The organism is Verrucosispora sp. FIM060022, from assembly GCF_003977705.1.
Taxonomy (GTDB): Bacteria; Actinomycetota; Actinomycetes; order Mycobacteriales; family Micromonosporaceae; genus Micromonospora; species Micromonospora gifhornensis.
Genome location: NZ_RQIV01000011.1, coordinates 74,896 through 89,180 on the forward strand (window position 1 = coordinate 74,896; position 14,285 = coordinate 89,180).

15 protein-coding genes are annotated in these 14,285 nt (G+C 71.8%); 8 read left to right on the forward strand and 7 right to left on the reverse strand.

Annotation, left to right across the window (positions count from 1 at the left end; all coding sequences use genetic code 11):
- Positions 1-68: 68 nt before the first annotated feature.
- From EG812_RS24710 to EG812_RS24720, 3 genes are read left to right on the forward strand one after another with little or no spacing between them, the layout of a single operon-like run.
- Entirely contained in the window at positions 69-2,780 is a 2,712-nt protein-coding gene (locus EG812_RS24710; RefSeq protein WP_126712917.1) for an ABC transporter permease, read from the forward strand.
- Positions 2,777-3,745 carry an ABC transporter ATP-binding protein gene (locus tag EG812_RS24715; protein WP_013733861.1) on the forward strand — a complete coding sequence of 323 codons (969 nt, stop codon included), beginning with the start codon at positions 2,777-2,779 and terminating at the stop codon, positions 3,743-3,745. The genes EG812_RS24710 and EG812_RS24715 overlap by 4 nt, the downstream gene beginning before the upstream one ends.
- Entirely contained in the window at positions 3,742-4,440 is a 699-nt protein-coding gene (locus tag EG812_RS24720; protein ID WP_126712919.1) for an ABC transporter ATP-binding protein, read from the forward strand. The genes EG812_RS24715 and EG812_RS24720 overlap by 4 nt, the downstream gene beginning before the upstream one ends.
- A gap of 3 nt (positions 4,441-4,443) precedes the next feature.
- Here EG812_RS24720 and EG812_RS24725 read toward each other — a convergent pair whose 3' ends face one another.
- The 5 genes from EG812_RS24725 to EG812_RS24745 all read right to left on the reverse strand — a co-directional run bounded on the left by EG812_RS24725 (position 4,444) and on the right by EG812_RS24745 (position 7,674).
- Positions 4,444-4,854 carry an Rv0361 family membrane protein gene (locus tag EG812_RS24725; RefSeq protein ID WP_013733859.1) on the reverse strand — a complete coding sequence of 137 codons (411 nt, stop codon included), beginning with the start codon at positions 4,852-4,854 and terminating at the stop codon, positions 4,444-4,446.
- A 126-nt stretch (positions 4,855-4,980) separates the two neighbouring features.
- Positions 4,981-5,979 carry a tyrosine-type recombinase/integrase gene (locus EG812_RS24730; protein ID WP_126712920.1) on the reverse strand — a complete coding sequence of 333 codons (999 nt, stop codon included), beginning with the start codon at positions 5,977-5,979 and terminating at the stop codon, positions 4,981-4,983.
- A gap of 144 nt (positions 5,980-6,123) precedes the next feature.
- On the reverse strand, positions 6,124-6,549 hold the full coding sequence (locus EG812_RS24735; protein ID WP_013733857.1) for an Hsp20/alpha crystallin family protein: 426 nt from the start codon (positions 6,547-6,549) through the stop codon (positions 6,124-6,126).
- A gap of 107 nt (positions 6,550-6,656) precedes the next feature.
- A complete protein-coding gene (locus EG812_RS24740) occupies positions 6,657-7,073 on the reverse strand; it encodes a DUF6069 family protein (protein ID WP_013733856.1) in 417 nt (138 codons plus the stop codon).
- Between the two features lie 97 nt (positions 7,074-7,170).
- Positions 7,171-7,674 (reverse strand): CGNR zinc finger domain-containing protein, encoded by a 504-nt coding sequence (locus EG812_RS24745; RefSeq protein ID WP_013733855.1) that lies wholly within the window; start codon positions 7,672-7,674, stop codon positions 7,171-7,173.
- Positions 7,675-7,778: 104 nt separating this feature from the next.
- Between EG812_RS24745 and EG812_RS24750 the strand changes: the two genes are divergently transcribed.
- Entirely contained in the window at positions 7,779-8,651 is an 873-nt protein-coding gene (locus tag EG812_RS24750) for an alpha/beta fold hydrolase (RefSeq protein WP_126712922.1), read from the forward strand.
- Positions 8,652-8,660: 9 nt separating this feature from the next.
- Here the strand turns inward: EG812_RS24750 and EG812_RS24755 are convergent, their stop codons facing one another.
- The gene (locus EG812_RS24755) at positions 8,661-9,131 is read right to left on the reverse strand and encodes a MarR family winged helix-turn-helix transcriptional regulator (RefSeq protein WP_126712923.1); all 471 of its coding nucleotides are present in this window, start codon (positions 9,129-9,131) and stop codon (positions 8,661-8,663) included.
- A gap of 85 nt (positions 9,132-9,216) precedes the next feature.
- Between EG812_RS24755 and EG812_RS24760 the strand changes: the two genes are divergently transcribed.
- The 4 genes from EG812_RS24760 to EG812_RS24775 all read left to right on the forward strand — a co-directional run bounded on the left by EG812_RS24760 (position 9,217) and on the right by EG812_RS24775 (position 13,272).
- On the forward strand, positions 9,217-10,767 hold the full coding sequence (locus EG812_RS24760; protein ID WP_126712925.1) for an ArnT family glycosyltransferase: 1,551 nt from the start codon (positions 9,217-9,219) through the stop codon (positions 10,765-10,767).
- 55 nt (positions 10,768-10,822) lie between these two features.
- A complete protein-coding gene (locus EG812_RS24765; protein ID WP_126712927.1) occupies positions 10,823-11,605 on the forward strand; it encodes an FkbM family methyltransferase in 783 nt (260 codons plus the stop codon).
- A 71-nt stretch (positions 11,606-11,676) separates the two neighbouring features.
- A complete protein-coding gene (locus tag EG812_RS24770; RefSeq protein ID WP_126712928.1) occupies positions 11,677-12,144 on the forward strand; it encodes an HNH endonuclease in 468 nt (155 codons plus the stop codon).
- A 414-nt stretch (positions 12,145-12,558) separates the two neighbouring features.
- The gene (locus tag EG812_RS24775; RefSeq protein WP_013733849.1) at positions 12,559-13,272 is read left to right on the forward strand and encodes a DUF8817 family protein; all 714 of its coding nucleotides are present in this window, start codon (positions 12,559-12,561) and stop codon (positions 13,270-13,272) included.
- Positions 13,273-13,303: 31 nt separating this feature from the next.
- On the opposite strand, the gene EG812_RS24780 is transcribed toward EG812_RS24775, so the two are convergent.
- The gene (locus EG812_RS24780; RefSeq protein WP_431883259.1) at positions 13,304-14,236 is read right to left on the reverse strand and encodes a LysR family transcriptional regulator; all 933 of its coding nucleotides are present in this window, start codon (positions 14,234-14,236) and stop codon (positions 13,304-13,306) included.
- Between the last annotated feature and the right edge of the window lie 49 nt (positions 14,237-14,285).

Here is a 14,285-nt window from a genome sequence, read left to right on the forward strand (position 1 = left end):
AGGCACGACACCGTGAGCGCGAGGAGTGAGCTTGCGAGCCCCGCAGTCGCGAACGAAAGGCACGACCAGTGGTGAGGCGGATCGGGGCGTACGGCGCCCAGGTGGGGCTGTTGGCGGTGCTGGGGTTGGTGGCGGCGGTGCTGCTGACCGCGATGCCCCGGCTGGCCAACGGGTACGCCGACCGTAGTCTGCACGCCGATGTGGCCCGGCTGCCGCACCTGGTCCGTGACGTGTCACTCGCCGTCGAACAGCGCCTCGACCAGCAGCGGCCCGACGAGGTGAAGCCGGCTGCGGCGGGTGAGGCCAACCTGGAGCGGTTCGCCGCGGCGTTGCCGCAGCCGCTGCCCTCGCTTGTGGATCGCCGGTGGTACGCCGCCGTGCTGGACGAGCAGAACCTGTCCGCCACCGGTGACGATCCGCCGATGGACGGCGGGGCGGCCAAGAAGATCGGTCTGCGTGCGCAGACCGGTCTGCAGGATTCGGCGGTGCTCACCGCCGGTCGCTGGCCGGACACCGAGGCAGGCGGGTCGGCCGAGGTGGCGGTGTCCACGGCGGTGGCCGAGGTCCTGTCGCTGCGTCCGGGCAGCCGGCTGCGCTTCACCGGCGCAAGCCCGGCGAATCAGGCGTCGGCGCAGGTCGTCGGCGTGTTCAACGCGCGCGATGCCGGCGATCCGATCTGGGACGACCTGACGTTGGGCCTGAACCCGATCGTGCCGGTCGTCGATGGCGAGCCCTACCTCGCCATGGCGGTCACCGACTGGGCCGGAATCGACACCGTGGTCGCCGGCAGCGGTGTGCCGGTCAGCTACCAGTGGCGGTACCGCCTCGACGAGCGGCGACTGGACACCGCCACGCTGGAGACGGTGGTCACCGCCCTCGGCGACACCCGGCGCACCGAATGGCTGCCCCGCTCGACGGTGCACACGTCGCTGGACGTCGCGCTGGTCCGGTTCGTCGACCAGTTGCACGCGGTGCAGGCGCTGCTCGCCATCGCGCAGACCGGCCTGGTCGCCAGCCTGCTCGGGCTGATCCTGCTGGCCGCCCGCCTGACGGTGCAACGCCGCCGCGACGAGTTGGCGTTGCTGCGGGCCCGAGGCGCCTCGCTGGCCGCGATCGGGCGACGAACGCTCGCCGAGGCGCTGCCGGTGCAACCGGTCGCGGTGCTGCTCGGGTGGCTGATCGCCACCCGGGTGCCGGGCCGATCGGAGGGAACGCCCTGGGGGGTGCTGCTGCTGGCGGTGCTCACCACCGCCGTGGTGCCGGTGCTGGCCATGCTGTCGCAGCGGCGGGCCGCGCTGACCGCCGGGCGGGTCGACCTGGTCCGGCAGCGCCCGTCCGTACGCCGGTTGGTGCTGGAGGCCGGTGTGTTGGTGCTCGCCGGTCTGGGTGTGGTGCTGCTGCGTCGCCGTGGCCTCGACCCGGCCGGCGGTGTCGACGCGTACCTCAGCTCGGTGCCGGTGCTGGTCGCGGTCGCTGCCGCGCTGGTGGCGATCCGGCTGCTGCCGTGGCCGCTGCGACTGGTCGGCCGGCTGACCGGCCGGGCCCGGGGCGCGTTGTTGTTCCTCGGTGTGGCGCGGGCCGGTCGGGGCGCGCCGGTGGCGTTGGGACCGTTGGCGGTGTTGATCGTCGCGGTCAGCACCGGCGTGTTCGGTGGGGTCGTCACGACCACCGTGGCCGCCGCCCGGGATCGGGCCGCGACGCTGACGGTGCCGGCCGACGCCTGGCTGACCGGGTGGGCCTTCTCCCCGGACGCGGCGGACGAGCTGAACCGGGTGCCCGGGGTGCAGGCGGTGGCTCGCGTGTCGGTGGAGTCCAGCCGGCGGCTGTTGTCCGAGGCCGGGCCGCAGGCGAGGGCGCTCGGGCAGGCGCGGGTGCTGGTGGTGGATGCCCCGGCGTTCGCCGAGGTGGTGGCCCGCAGCGGGGTCGACGTGCAGGTGCCTGCCGCGTTGCGGTCCGCGGCCCGCGGTGACGGGCCGGTGCCCGCGGTGGTGTCGCCGACGTTGGCGGCGGAACTCGGCGACACCGCAGTGGCCGACGTCCAGAGCCGGTGGTACGAGTTCCGCGTCGCCGCGGTCGCCGACAGCTTCCCCGGCGTGGGGTTGGGGGTCGACCGGTTCGTGGTGCTGCCGTGGCAGGCGCTGCCGGAGTACGAGTTCACCCCGATCATCCCCAACCGGTATCTGATCGCCGGCGACGGTGTCGACGAGGCGAAGCTGCTGGAGGTGGCCGACGCCACGCAGCGTCGCCGGCAGTCCGAGGTGCTCGGCAGGGAGGTGACCCGGACGCAGCTGCCGGCGACGTTGGAGACCCGGCAGGCGTACCGGGACGGGCTGGAGCGTACCGGGGCCAACGAGGTGTTGACCTTGGCTTTCACCGCGGGTGCGGCCGGCGGCGCGGCACTCGCCGTCCTCGCTGTCGGGTTCGCGGTGGTCGCCGACGCGGCCGGCCGGGGCCGGATGCTGTCGCGGCTGCGCACGATGGGCCTGTCCGCCGCGCACGGCCGCCGGCTGCTGGTGTACGAGCTGGTGCCGCTGGTGGTGGTCGCGGCGGTGACCGGTGCGGCGGTGGGCATCGCCCTGCCCCGGCTGCTCGGCCCGACCCTCGGGTTGGCCCAGTTCGCGCCCGGTGTGCCGATGCGCGATCACCTGGACCCGTTGGTCGTGGGCGGGGTGCTGGCGCTGGTGTTGCTCGGGCTGCTGGCCGGCCTGTTGGTGGAGAACCTGGTGAACCGACGGATGCGTCTCGGTGAGGCGCTGCGTCTCGGAGAGGGGAACGCATGACCGTGGTCAAGGACGCGCCGGACCTCGCGACGCTGCAACGGCGCGCGGCGGAACGGGCCGCCGCCCGGGCCGGTGGCGCAGACCGGTTGCGTGGGCACATCGTCTGCGACGGGCTGGTGCGCATCTTCACCACCGAGGGGGTGGAGGTCGTCGCCCTGCAAGGCCTGGACCTGGTGGTCGACCGGGGTGAGCTGGTGGCCATCGTGGGGGCCTCCGGTTCCGGCAAGTCGACGGTGCTCAACATCCTGTCCGGGTTGGACACCCCGACCGCGGGGATCGCCCGGGTGGCCGGCTACGACCTGTTGACAATGTCGGCGCGGAAGCGGTTACGGTACCGGCGGCACACGGTCGGGTTCGTGTGGCAGCAGACCGGGCGCAACCTGCTGCCCTATCTGACCGCTCGGGAGAACGTCGAGTTGCCGATGCGGCTTGCCGGCCGGGGCGGCCGGGCCGGTCGGCGGCGGGCGATGGAGCTGCTGGAGATGGTCGGGGTCGGCTACTGCGCGGATCGCCGGCCGGGGCAGATGAGCGGCGGCGAGCAGCAGCGGTGCGCGGTCGCGGTGGCGGTGGCCAACGACCCCGAGGTGCTCTTCGCCGACGAGCCGACAGGTGAGCTGGACGAGGCCACCGCCGCCGAGGTGTTCGGCGCGTTGCGGGCCATCAACGCGGAGTTGGGGGTCACCGTCGTGGTGGTCACCCACGATCCGCAGGTGGCCTCGCAGGTGCGGCGCACCATCGCGATCCGCGACGGCCGGACCGCCTCCGAGGTGCACCGCACCGCGCGCGTCGGCGCCGACGGCGTCGAGGAACTGGTCACCGAGGAGTACGCGGTGCTCGACCGGGCCGGTCGGATGCAGTTGCCCGCCGGTTTCGTCGACGCGTTGGCGTTGCGGGACCGGGTGAAGCTGACCCTGGAGCCGGACCACGTGCAGGTCCGCTCCGGCGAGGAGAGGAAGACGGTGTGAGCGAGGATCTGGTCCGGGTGCAGGGCCTGTGCCGCGACTACGGCAGCGGCGACCGGGTGGTGCACGCGCTGCGGGACGTGTCGCTGCGCGCCGGACGCGGTGAACTGGTGGCGGTGCGGGGCCGTTCGGGTGCGGGCAAGACCACCCTGTTGAACCTGATCGGTGGTCTGGACCGGCCCACCGCGGGCCGGGTGTGGGTGGCCGGTCACGAGGTGACCGGCGCCGGCGAACGGGACCTGCTGCGGCTGCGGCGCGATGACATCGGGTTCGTGTTCCAGTCGTTCGGGTTGATCCCGATCCTGTCGGCGGCGGAGAACGTCGGCGTGCCGATGCGGTTGGCGAAGGTGCCGGCGGCGCAGCGCGAGGAACGGGTGTCGGTGCTGCTGGAGCTGGTCGGGTTGGGTGGCCACGCGGCGCAGCGGCCGTACGAGATGTCCGGTGGGCAGCAGCAGCGGGTGGCGATCGCCCGGGCGCTGGCCAACGACCCGGCGTTGCTGATCGCCGACGAGCCGACCGGTCAGCTGGATTCGGAGACCGGGCGCGCGGTGATGGACCTGTTGCGGGCGTTGGTGCACGCCCGTGGGATGACCGCGCTGGTGGCCACGCACGATCCGACGTTGATGGAGTTGGCCGACCGGGTGCTGGTGCTGCGCGACGGCCGGCTGGTCGAGTCGTCCGAGCCGGTCGGGGTGTGACGGTCAGTACGGGTCGCCGCAGACCCGCCAGCCGTCCTCTTCACGCACCACCGACAGGTCCCGCTCTTCGGTGCTGCCGCTGTCGCGGGTCAGCCGTACGGTGACGGTGCCGTACGGCCGGCCGGCGCGGGTGGCCACCGACACGTCGACGATCTCGTAGTCGCGCACCACCGGCGGGGTGCGGACCCAGCTGGCGAAGCCCAGTTCGCTCCACCGGCTGCGCGCGTCGCTGCACAGCCGCCCGTACGCGCCGTCGGTGTCGCCCGCGGTGACCTGCCGCAGGAACCCTTCGGCGGTCTCCCGGACCGGGCCGGCGGCCTGCGTGACGACCTGGACGTTCCAGGCGCCCAGGCCGGCGACGCCGACGCAGCACAGGGCCACCCCGATCCCGGCGAAGGTGAGCCCAGCCCGCATCGGGTGGCGTCGCCGGGCCGGTCTGCTCCACGACTGCGCAGCGCCCACACCCTCAGACGGTAGAGAATTCGCCGCCACGGCGGGCGGAAAGCCGCCGCCGTCGGTGGGGTGGGCGCTGCGCGCCGGTCAGCCGCGACGGCGGGCGCGAGCGGCCCAGATGACGTACGCGGGATCCCGGTCGAGGTTGTGCCGGTCCCGGTCGTAGCGGCGGGTGGTGCGCGGGTCGGCGTGACCCATGGCGTCCTGCACGTCCTCCAGCGGTACGCCCTCCGCGCGGGCGGTGGTGGCGAAGGCGTGCCGCAGCGAGTGCGGCGACAGGTGCGCCCAGGCCGGTATCTGGGCGCTGCGGGCCAGGCGGCGGACCAGCCGGAACACCGAGTGCCGGTCCAGGCGGGCACCGCTGGCGGTGACCAGCAGCGGGCCGGTCAGCTCGTTGACCTGCACGCCCTCGGCGGCGGCCCGCTGCGCCAGGTACGTGTCGACGGCGTGGGCGGTGGAGGGGGTCAGCGCCCGACGGCGGGCCTTGCCGCCCTTGCCGACGAAGCGGACGCTGCGGTGTCCCCGTTCCGCGCCGAGGTCGGTGATGTCCAGGGCGACCAGTTCCCCGACCCGCAGGCCGAGGTCGGCCAGCAGGGCGATGGCGGCCCGGTTGCGGGCGGCGGTCGGCCCGGTTTCGGCGTCGGCGGCGGTGAGCAGCGCGTCGACCTCGTCGGGGGTCAGCCCGATGGTGGCGGAGTGGTCGCGGTCGACGCGGGGCCGGTCGGCGTCGGCGACCGGGTTGGTGTCGACGGCGCGCAGCTTGACCAGGAAGTCGTACCAGCTGGACAGGGCCGACAGCCGGCGGGCCACGGTCGCCGGGGTGAGTGGACGCCCGGTGCGCGCCACCAGTGTGGACTCCAGTGTTCGCGCGTACTCGTTGACGTGCAGGAAGTTCACCCGCAGCGGGTCCAGGTGGCGGTCGGTGCACCAGGCGAGCCAGTTGGCGACGTCGCGACGGTAGGCGTCGCGGGTGTGCTCACTGAGTCGCCGGTTGCGCAGCCACGCCTCGGTGACGGCGATCGGGCCGCCGGGCAGAGCGGGATGATCCGGTGGGCGGAACAGTACCGGAGTGTTGGACACGGCCATGTGAAAAAGGTTCCCAGCCGGGAGGCCGGTTCACGATCAGGCGCGCCGGAACATGATCAGCAACCCTGGGCGGCTGGTCCGGTCGATGTGGAGTGAGGACGACGGCGGGACGGCACCCGTCCCGCCGTCGTCGCGGTCGCGGTTTCAGGCGTTGATCTGCTTGCGGCCGTTGCCGGTGGCGCTGATGGCCACCTTGCGGGGCTTGGCCCGCTCGGCCACCGGGATGCGCAGCGTCAGTACGCCGTTGTCGTAGCCGGCTTCGAGCTTGTCGGTGTCGAGGGTGTCGCCGAGGAAGAGTTGCCGGTGGAACACCCCCATCGGGCGCTCGGCGGCGACGAGTTCGACGCTGTCGCCGGTGGGGCGGCGACGCTCGGCACGGACGGTCAGCACGTTGCGTTGCACGGTGCAGTCGATGCTGTCCGGGTCGACGCCCGGCAGGTCGAATGCCGCGTAGAAGTAGTCACCGTCGCGGTAGGCGTCCATGTGCATGACGGCGGGACGGCTGGTGGTGCCGAAGAACTGCTCGGCGATCCGGTCGATCTCCCGGAACGGGTCGGTGCGCATCAGCATGTCGTGCCTCCTCGGTTCCTTGGGCCGAAGGTTTCAGAGTTGAGTCCGTACGACTCAACTTCACCTACGTGTTTAACGCGCTCGCCGCTCGTCGTCAAGTCGAGTTTTCAGTGGTCGTTCTCGGGTAGCTGGCTGACCAGGACGACCGGCACCGTCAGGTGCATCGCCCCCAGGGCGATCTTGGCGCCGGCCGTGGCGTCGACCTGGAGCAGAGGCGCGAACGACAGCAGCGTGGCCGCCACCACGAGGCTGAACCAGATGGTGGTGGCGGATCGTCCGGTGAATCGCTCCAGCAGGGCCAGTGCCGCCCAGCCCAGCAGGGCTGCTGCGAGGGAGACGACGACGACCGGAACGAGGTTGACGACCATCACGGCCTGACCGGGGCTGCGTACCGCGTAGTCGGCGCCGCCGAACGCCCCGACCAACCAGATCGCGACACAGGCGGCAACGGCCGCCAGGATGCCGAGGGATCGGCGGCGCAGGGACGCGGTGGTGCTGACGGATGGCGCGGTGGTGCTGCTCATGGGCCACTCCTTGGTTGGGTACCTGCACAGTGACCGTATCAGATGATCTCGCGCGGGACGATCTGTTTCGAGATCAAGCAGGCGTACGAAGCGCCGCTCAGGTCGCCGGTTTGTGGCGGGTGCGTTCCTGGTGGCGGCGGGCCTTCAAGCGGTTGCCGCAGGTCTTCATCGAGCACCAGCGGGCGGTGTTGGCGCGGCTGCGGTCCAGGTGGAACAGGCGGCACTCGTCATTGCCGCAGGGGCGCAGTCGACCGGGGCGGCGTGTCTGCACGTCGTACCAGGTGAGCACCAACTCCACCGCGAGCATCCGTTCGGGTGGTCCGTACAACCGCCAGCGCAGGGTCGACCCGTCGACCTCGGGCACCTGCTGGACGCCGGTGAGGATCCGCCGCAGGTCCGCCTCCGGCACCGGGCCGCGCGTGGCGACCTGAAGCACGTCCCTGGCCGTACGCAGCCACTCGATCGCCGGCGCGTCGTCGGCACCGCCGTGCTCGCGCGCCCACTGCCGCAGTGCGTCCTCGTCGGCCCACCGGTCCTGCGGTCGGCCGTCCACCACCGGAGTGCTGTTCAGTGCCTCCAGCAGCGCCTCTTCGTCGATCATCCACCCACCCGGTCGGCTAACCCTCTTGATTGCCTTGACAGGTTACCCCGACATTCGGTCCACTGGGCGCAGGTAACCATCAAAAGCATTCGAGAGGGTTAGTCATGGTCGAGGTTCGTCACCGGTACGCCACCGTGCGAGGGCACCGCATCTTCTACCGCGAGGCAGGGCCCCACGACGCGCCGACGCTGCTGCTCCTGCACGGCTTCCCCACCAGCTCACGGATGTTCCGCCAGCTGATCCCGCGCCTCGCCGACCGGTTCCACGTCATCGCCCCCGACCACCTCGGCTTCGGCCACTCCGACACCCCGCCCGCCGACACGTTCACCTACACCTTCGACGCGCTCGCCAACCTCACCGAGGCGCTGCTGACCGACCTCGGCATCACCCGCTACGCCATCTACGTGCAGGACTACGGCGCGCCCGTCGGATGGCGGCTCGCGCTACGCACCCCGGCGGCCGTCACCGCCGTGATCAGCCAGAACGGCAACGCGTACGACGACGGCTTCGTCCCGCAGTTCTGGGCACCTGTGTGGGCGTACGCCAAGAACCCGGGACCGGACACGGAGCCCGCGGTCCGCGAGGCGCTCAGCGTCGACGCGATCCGCTGGCAGTACCTGCACGGCGTGGACCGGCCCGAACTGGTCGACCCCGACACCTGGACGTCCGACCACCGCGACATCAGCCGCCCTGGCAACGACCTGGCCCAGCTCGCCCTCTTCCGCGACTACGCCACAAACCCGCCCCTGTACCCGCGGCTGCACGCGTACTTCCGGCAGAGCCAGGTGCCGCTGCTGGCCGTATGGGGCGCCGAGGACCTCATCTTCGGCCCGGACGGCGCACGCGCATTCACCCGGGATCTACCGGCGGCCGAGATACGCCTGGTGCCCGGAGGCGGTCACTTCCTGCTCGAAAGTCACCTGGACACCGCGGCCGGTCACATCCGGGACTTCCTGACCCGGACGGTGCTGACCTGAGACTCGCCGCTAACAGACCGAGCCGGCCGGCCCGCAGGCGTTGACCCGGGACAGCCGCCCGCCCACCAGCCGCTGCACCGCGCTGAGGAACACCTCACGCTCGCTGTCCGGCAACGCGGCGAGCACGTCCTGTTCCAGCCCGGCGGCGATCTCCTGAGCCTGGTCGAGCACCTGCTCGCCCTGCGTGGTCACCTCCACCAGCCGGGCCCGTCGGTCGGTCGGCGACGGGACCCGGCGGGCCAGGCCGGCGGCCTCAAGGTGATCCAGGGTCACCACCATTGTCGTCTTGTCCACCCCGCACAGGTCACCGAGCTGCCGCTGGGTGAGGCCGCCGGCCCGGGCCCGGGCCAGCACGCAGTGGTCCCGAGGAGTGATGCCGAGCTCGGCCAGGCCCACGGCGTGCTCCGCGCGCAGGGCGTGGCTGGCCCAACTGAGCAGAAACATCAAGTCCGACGGGCGCCCCGGCGACGGGATGGTCATGCCCTGAGGTTAACAACATATTCCGAACCGGGATCGTTGCCTCGATCACGGACCGGGTACCCGTCGACGGCCGATCTGACCGACAATGGGTGCCGTGACGCGGTCGACGGCACCCGAGACCGACCTCGGCCAGCCCCGACGGCCGGGCCCACCCGCTCCGGGCCCCCGGTCCGGTGGCCCGTGGCTGGTCGCCGGGGCGGTCACGATCCTGCTGCTGATCATGGCGCCCCGTTACGGCTACCACCGCGACGAGCTGTATTTCCTGCTCGCCGGGCGCCACCTCGACTGGGGGTACGTGGACCAGGGGCCGCTGGTGCCCGCCCTGGCCCGGCTGGTCGACACGATCGCGCCGGACAGCCTGCTCGCCCTGCGTACGCCGTCTGCGCTGCTGGCCGGTGCGGCGGTGCTGATGGTCGCCGCGATCGCCCGGCAGCTCGGTGCCGGCCGCGGCGCACAGACGCTCGCCGCGGCCCTCGGCGGCGCGTCGGGCATCACACTGGCCAGCGGTCACCTGCTCAGCACCACCACCGTCGACCTGGTGATCTGGCTCGCCGCCGCGCTGTGCACGGTCCGGCTGCTGCGTACCGCCGACAGTCGGTGGGCCCTGGCCGTCGGCGCGGTCCTCGGCATCGGCATGCTCAACAAGTTGCTGCCCGCGCTGCTCGCCGTCGGTCTGCTCGCGGGACTGGCGATCGCCGGACCACGCCGGCTGCTGCGCGACCGCACCGTGCTCCTCGCCGCCGGGATCTTCGCGCTGCTCGCCGCGCCGACCCTGCTCTGGCAGGCGACCCACGGATTTCCCCAGCTCGGGGTCGCCGCCACCATCTCCGGCGGGGACAGCTCCTACAGCGGTCGGCTCGACGCGGCCATCCTCCAGTTCCTGATCATCAGCCCGTTCGTCGTGCCGATCTGGTCGATCGGGCTGTTCGTGCTGGTGCGCCGTCCGGCGTGGCGCAGGTACCGGTCGCTGGGCTGGGCGTGGCTGGTCGTCGTCGGTGTCGTGCTGCTCGCCGGCGGCAAGGGCTACTATCCCGCTCCGCTGCTGCTGGTGCTGACCGCCGCCGGTGCGGTCGTGGCCGCCCAGTGGGCGCAGCACGGCCGGGCCCGCGTGCGCCGGGTGTTGCTGGCGGCCGTCGTGGTGCTCACCGCCGCCAGTAACACGGTGCTGCTGCTGCCGGCGTTGCCGGTCGACCGGCTGCCCGGCTTCGTGGTCGCCGTCAACTACGACACCGGCGAGACCATCGGCTGGCCGGCGTTCACCGACTCCCTCGCCGCCGTGCACCGCCGGCTACCGGCCGACGAGCAGGCCCGGGCGGTGATCCTCACCGGCAACTACGGCGAGGCCGGCGCGGTGGCCCGGTACGGCCCGCAACGCGGCCTGCCCGCCGCCTACTCCGGGCACAACAGCATGGCCGACTTCGGCCGGCCACCGGAGGACGCCGACGTGGTGATCGCCGTCGGCTGGCAACAACCACAGCAACTGCGTACGTGGTTCACCGAGGTGACCCTGGCCGGCCGGGTGGACCAGCGGGTGGCGGTGGACAACGACGAGAACGGCGGGCCGATCTGGCTGTGCCGGGGCCTGCGCCGCCCGTGGGCCGACATCTGGGCCACCGAGGTACGCCACAGCGGGTGACCGTGGCATCAACGAAGCGCCATGGCCGATGGTGTGGACGGGTTAAGGTGCGGCGATGAGCTTCCAGTCTGCCGCGGTCGAGGCGCTCAAGGCCGATCCGGCCACCGCTGCACTGCACCGCTCCCTCGAGGTCTACTACGGCGACCCGGAGCGCGACGCGGCGATGGACGCCTTCTACGCCCGCTTCGTACGCCCCGGCGACCTGGTGTTCGACATCGGCTCGCACGTGGGCGACCACATCGGCAGCTTCCGCCGCCTCGGCGCCCGGGTGATCGCCGTGGAGCCGCAACCGCTGTGCCTGCGCGCGTTGCGGGCCATCTACGCCGACGACGACCAGGTCACCCTGGTGGCGGCGGCGTGCGGGGCGCAACCGGGTCGGATCGGCTTCCTGGTCAACTCCGCCAACCCGACCGTCTCCACCGCCTCCGGTGACTTCGTCGCCGCCGCGGCCGGCGCCGGTGGCTGGGAGGACCAGGTCTGGGACGGCCAGATCGAGGTACCCGTCACCACCGTCGACGCGTTGATCGCCGAGCACGGTACCCCGGCCTTCACCAAAATCGACGTGGAAGGATTCGAGGACGCGGTGCTCGCCGGTCTGAGTCGACCGCTGCCGGCGCTGTCGTTCGAGTTCACCACGATCGGACGGTCGGTGGCGCTGCGCTGCCTGGACCGGCTGGCCGCCCTCGGCTTCGGCGGCTTCGACGTGGCCCTCGGCGACACCAAGGCGCTGACCCTCGGCCGTTGGGTCGACGCCGCCGAGATGGCCACCCATCTGCTCGCGCTGCCGCACGAGACCAACTCCGGCGACGTCTACTGCGTCCCGGCGACCAACCGGTAGAGGTGTGCCGGTGCCGTTCGCGCCGCCTGCTACGACGGCAACCTGTCGGCGGCGGGCCATAGCATGAACCGATGCTGTCCCAGATCAACGGGCTGTCGCGACACTTCACCGAGGAGACCCTGCGGGCCTACCTGCTGAGCCGCTCCACGCGTGCCGACAACGGATGTCTCGTCGTGCGTGGCTATGGCCCTCAGCGCGGCGTGTATCAGAAGCTGGCCGGTCGGGCCTGGGCGCACATCGCCGCGTACGTGGTCTTCGTCGGCGGCTACGACCCCACCTTCGAGGTCCACCACGACTGCGGTACCCCGGACTGCATCGAGCCCAGCCATCTGCGTCAGCTCAGCCACGCGGACAACTGCCGGGAACGTGCCCAACGTCCGTGGTGCCGCAACGGCCATGAGCGGGAAACCGATCCCGTGACGGGCCGGCTGCGGCGGCTCTGTCGGGCCTGCAACCGACAGGCACAGCAGCGGTGGCGCGAGCGTCAAGCCGCGACGGTCGCCGACGCCCGCGCCACGTACGGACGCCAGCCGTCCTGATTGGCGGTCCATCTCCACCACCGTGTCGAAGCCCCGCTGCCGGCCGCTGATCCTCGGTCGACGCCACGAATACACCAGCCCAACTTCTTACGCACAATAACAGTCATTATGATGCACGCACGATATGCCCACTTTGTGACGGTGAATTACCGGATTGCTGAGTAAAGTAATCCGGTAATTCGAAGTGGGGTGGTTCCGCCGTCGGAGATCGGCTCGCCCGTGGTTCCAGCGGGGTGCTGTGTCAGAAGCAATCAACGGCGCTGTCCGGCTGAAGCCGCACGCCGCGATGAGTTGCCGGCAGGGATTGCCGCGAGCCAGGCGCAGCTCGCATCGCATCGCCCGTTCGGCCGTCCGTGGCTGACGATCGGACATTTCCATGTGCGTGTGCCCCGAGGCGACGGCTACGAAGGACGAATGACAAACGAGGTGACCATCCCCCTGCTGCCCTGCCCGTCGATCGACGACATCGTCGCCTTCTACTCGGTGCTCGGGTTCCACACCACGTACAAGCAGCGCAAACCCAACCCTGCCGTGGGGTTGCAACGGGAAGACCTGAACCTGCAGTTCTTCGAGATCCCGGGGTTCGATCCGGCGCAGTCCTACGGCTCGTGCATCGTGCTGACCTCGGACACGGGGCAGTTGTACCGGGCATTCGCGGCGGGCATGCGCGCCGCGTACGGCAAGGTGCTGGTCTCCGGGACGCCACGGATGACCCGACCCCGGGCGCGGAAGAACGCCGACGGGCTGAGCGGCTTCAGCGTCATCGATCCCGGCGGCAACTGGATCCGCGTCTTCCAGAACACCCCGGCCTCCCCCGCCCCGGCGTCGACCGGGCGGCTGGGCAAGGCGATGGCGAACGCCGTCGTGCAGGCCGACTCCCGAGGGGACGCCCGACAGGCGGCCCGGATTCTCGACAGCGCACTGGCCCGTCCCGAGCCGGATGACGACCCGGTCGCGGTGGTGGAGGTGCTCGTCTACCGCGCCGAGGTGGCGATGGCCCTGGACGATCCGGCCACGGCGGCCGAGATGCTGGCCCGCGTCGATCGTGTCGCGTTGAGCGCGGACGACGCCACACGGGCCGCTGCCGCGTACGAGGCCGCTGCGGACCTTGAGGCAGCGCTGTCCTAGGTAGCACGCGCGGGCCGAAACGGCGCGGCCGTCAGCGTTCGGCGGACGCCGGCGAGTTGAGGCCGATCCGGTGCACCTGGTCCGTCAGGGCCGCCAGAAAGGTGGTGAGCGCGGGAGCGGCCGGGGTGTCCCGGGTGGCGGCGACCAGGCGGCGTTTGAGGGCGGTCTCGGCGATGTCGCGGATCGCGAGGGCGGGATCATCGCCGGGCAGGGTGAGGGCGGGCATCAGGGACACGGCGGCGCCGGCGCGGACGAGTTCGAGTTGCACGTCGGCGTCGCTGGCCCGGTGTCGCAGGTCGGGTTCGTAGCCGCCGAGGGCGCGGCAGGTGCCGACGACCATGGCGTGGTGGCCGGTGCCCTCGGCGGAGGCGGCCCAGACCTCCGAGCGCAGGTCGGCGACCGCGACGGGCCCGCCGGTACGGGCGAGTGGATGCGCGGCGGGCAGCACGATCTTCAGCGGTTCTTCGAGCAGGAGCGTGAAGCGTAGTCCGGCCGGCCGGGGGCGCGGGTGGCCGTCGTACTCGTCGCCGATGACCACGTCGACCGCACCCAGCCGCAGGCTGGGCAGGGCCTGTTCGAGTTCCAGCTCGAATATCTCCACCCGGATCTGCGGGTGGTCGGCCCGCAGGCGTACCAGGGCGGGCACGAGCAGGCGTCGGGCCGCCGACTGCAGGCCGCCGGCGCGTACGGTGCCGCGGATGTCGCCGCTGAGGGCGGCCAGGTCGGCCGCTGCCGTCTCGGCCGCCGACAGCAGCACCCGGGCGTGCTGCGCCAGCAGACGTCCGGCGTCGGTGAGTCGCACACCTCGTCCGGCCTTGGTGAGCAGCGGGGCGCCGACCTCCCGTTCCAGCAGCGTGAGCTGCTGGGAGACCGTGGACGGGCTGTAGCCCAGCGCGGCGGCGACGGCGGCGAGGGTGCCGCGTTCCTCGAACTCCCGCAGGAACCGCAGCCGCCGCAGGTCGATGTCGATCATTCGGAAATGCTAAAGAGTCAGCTGCGGGAATCGTCGCTGG

What these genes read in the sequence shown, in the direction of transcription:
- EG812_RS24740 (WP_013733856.1), bottom strand. Translation starts at nt 7,073, where the DNA reads ATGAGCAGCACCACCGCGCCATCCGTCAGCACCACCGCGTCCCTGCGC.
- EG812_RS24760 (WP_126712925.1), top strand. Translation starts at nt 9,217, where the DNA reads ATGGGTGCCGTGACGCGGTCGACGGCACCCGAGACCGACCTCGGCCAG.
- EG812_RS24745 (WP_013733855.1), bottom strand. Translation starts at nt 7,674, where the DNA reads ATGATCGACGAAGAGGCGCTGCTGGAGGCACTGAACAGCACTCCGGTG.
- EG812_RS24775 (WP_013733849.1), top strand. Translation starts at nt 12,559, where the DNA reads ATGACAAACGAGGTGACCATCCCCCTGCTGCCCTGCCCGTCGATCGAC.
- EG812_RS24765 (WP_126712927.1), top strand. Translation starts at nt 10,823, where the DNA reads ATGAGCTTCCAGTCTGCCGCGGTCGAGGCGCTCAAGGCCGATCCGGCC.
- EG812_RS24770 (WP_126712928.1), top strand. Translation starts at nt 11,677, where the DNA reads ATGCTGTCCCAGATCAACGGGCTGTCGCGACACTTCACCGAGGAGACC.
- EG812_RS24730 (WP_126712920.1), bottom strand. Translation starts at nt 5,979, where the DNA reads ATGGCCGTGTCCAACACTCCGGTACTGTTCCGCCCACCGGATCATCCC.
- EG812_RS24735 (WP_013733857.1), bottom strand. Translation starts at nt 6,549, where the DNA reads ATGCTGATGCGCACCGACCCGTTCCGGGAGATCGACCGGATCGCCGAG.
- EG812_RS24750 (WP_126712922.1), top strand. Translation starts at nt 7,779, where the DNA reads ATGGTCGAGGTTCGTCACCGGTACGCCACCGTGCGAGGGCACCGCATC.
- EG812_RS24715 (WP_013733861.1), top strand. Translation starts at nt 2,777, where the DNA reads ATGACCGTGGTCAAGGACGCGCCGGACCTCGCGACGCTGCAACGGCGC.
- EG812_RS24755 (WP_126712923.1), bottom strand. Translation starts at nt 9,131, where the DNA reads ATGACCATCCCGTCGCCGGGGCGCCCGTCGGACTTGATGTTTCTGCTC.
- EG812_RS24725 (WP_013733859.1), bottom strand. Translation starts at nt 4,854, where the DNA reads ATGCGGGCTGGGCTCACCTTCGCCGGGATCGGGGTGGCCCTGTGCTGC.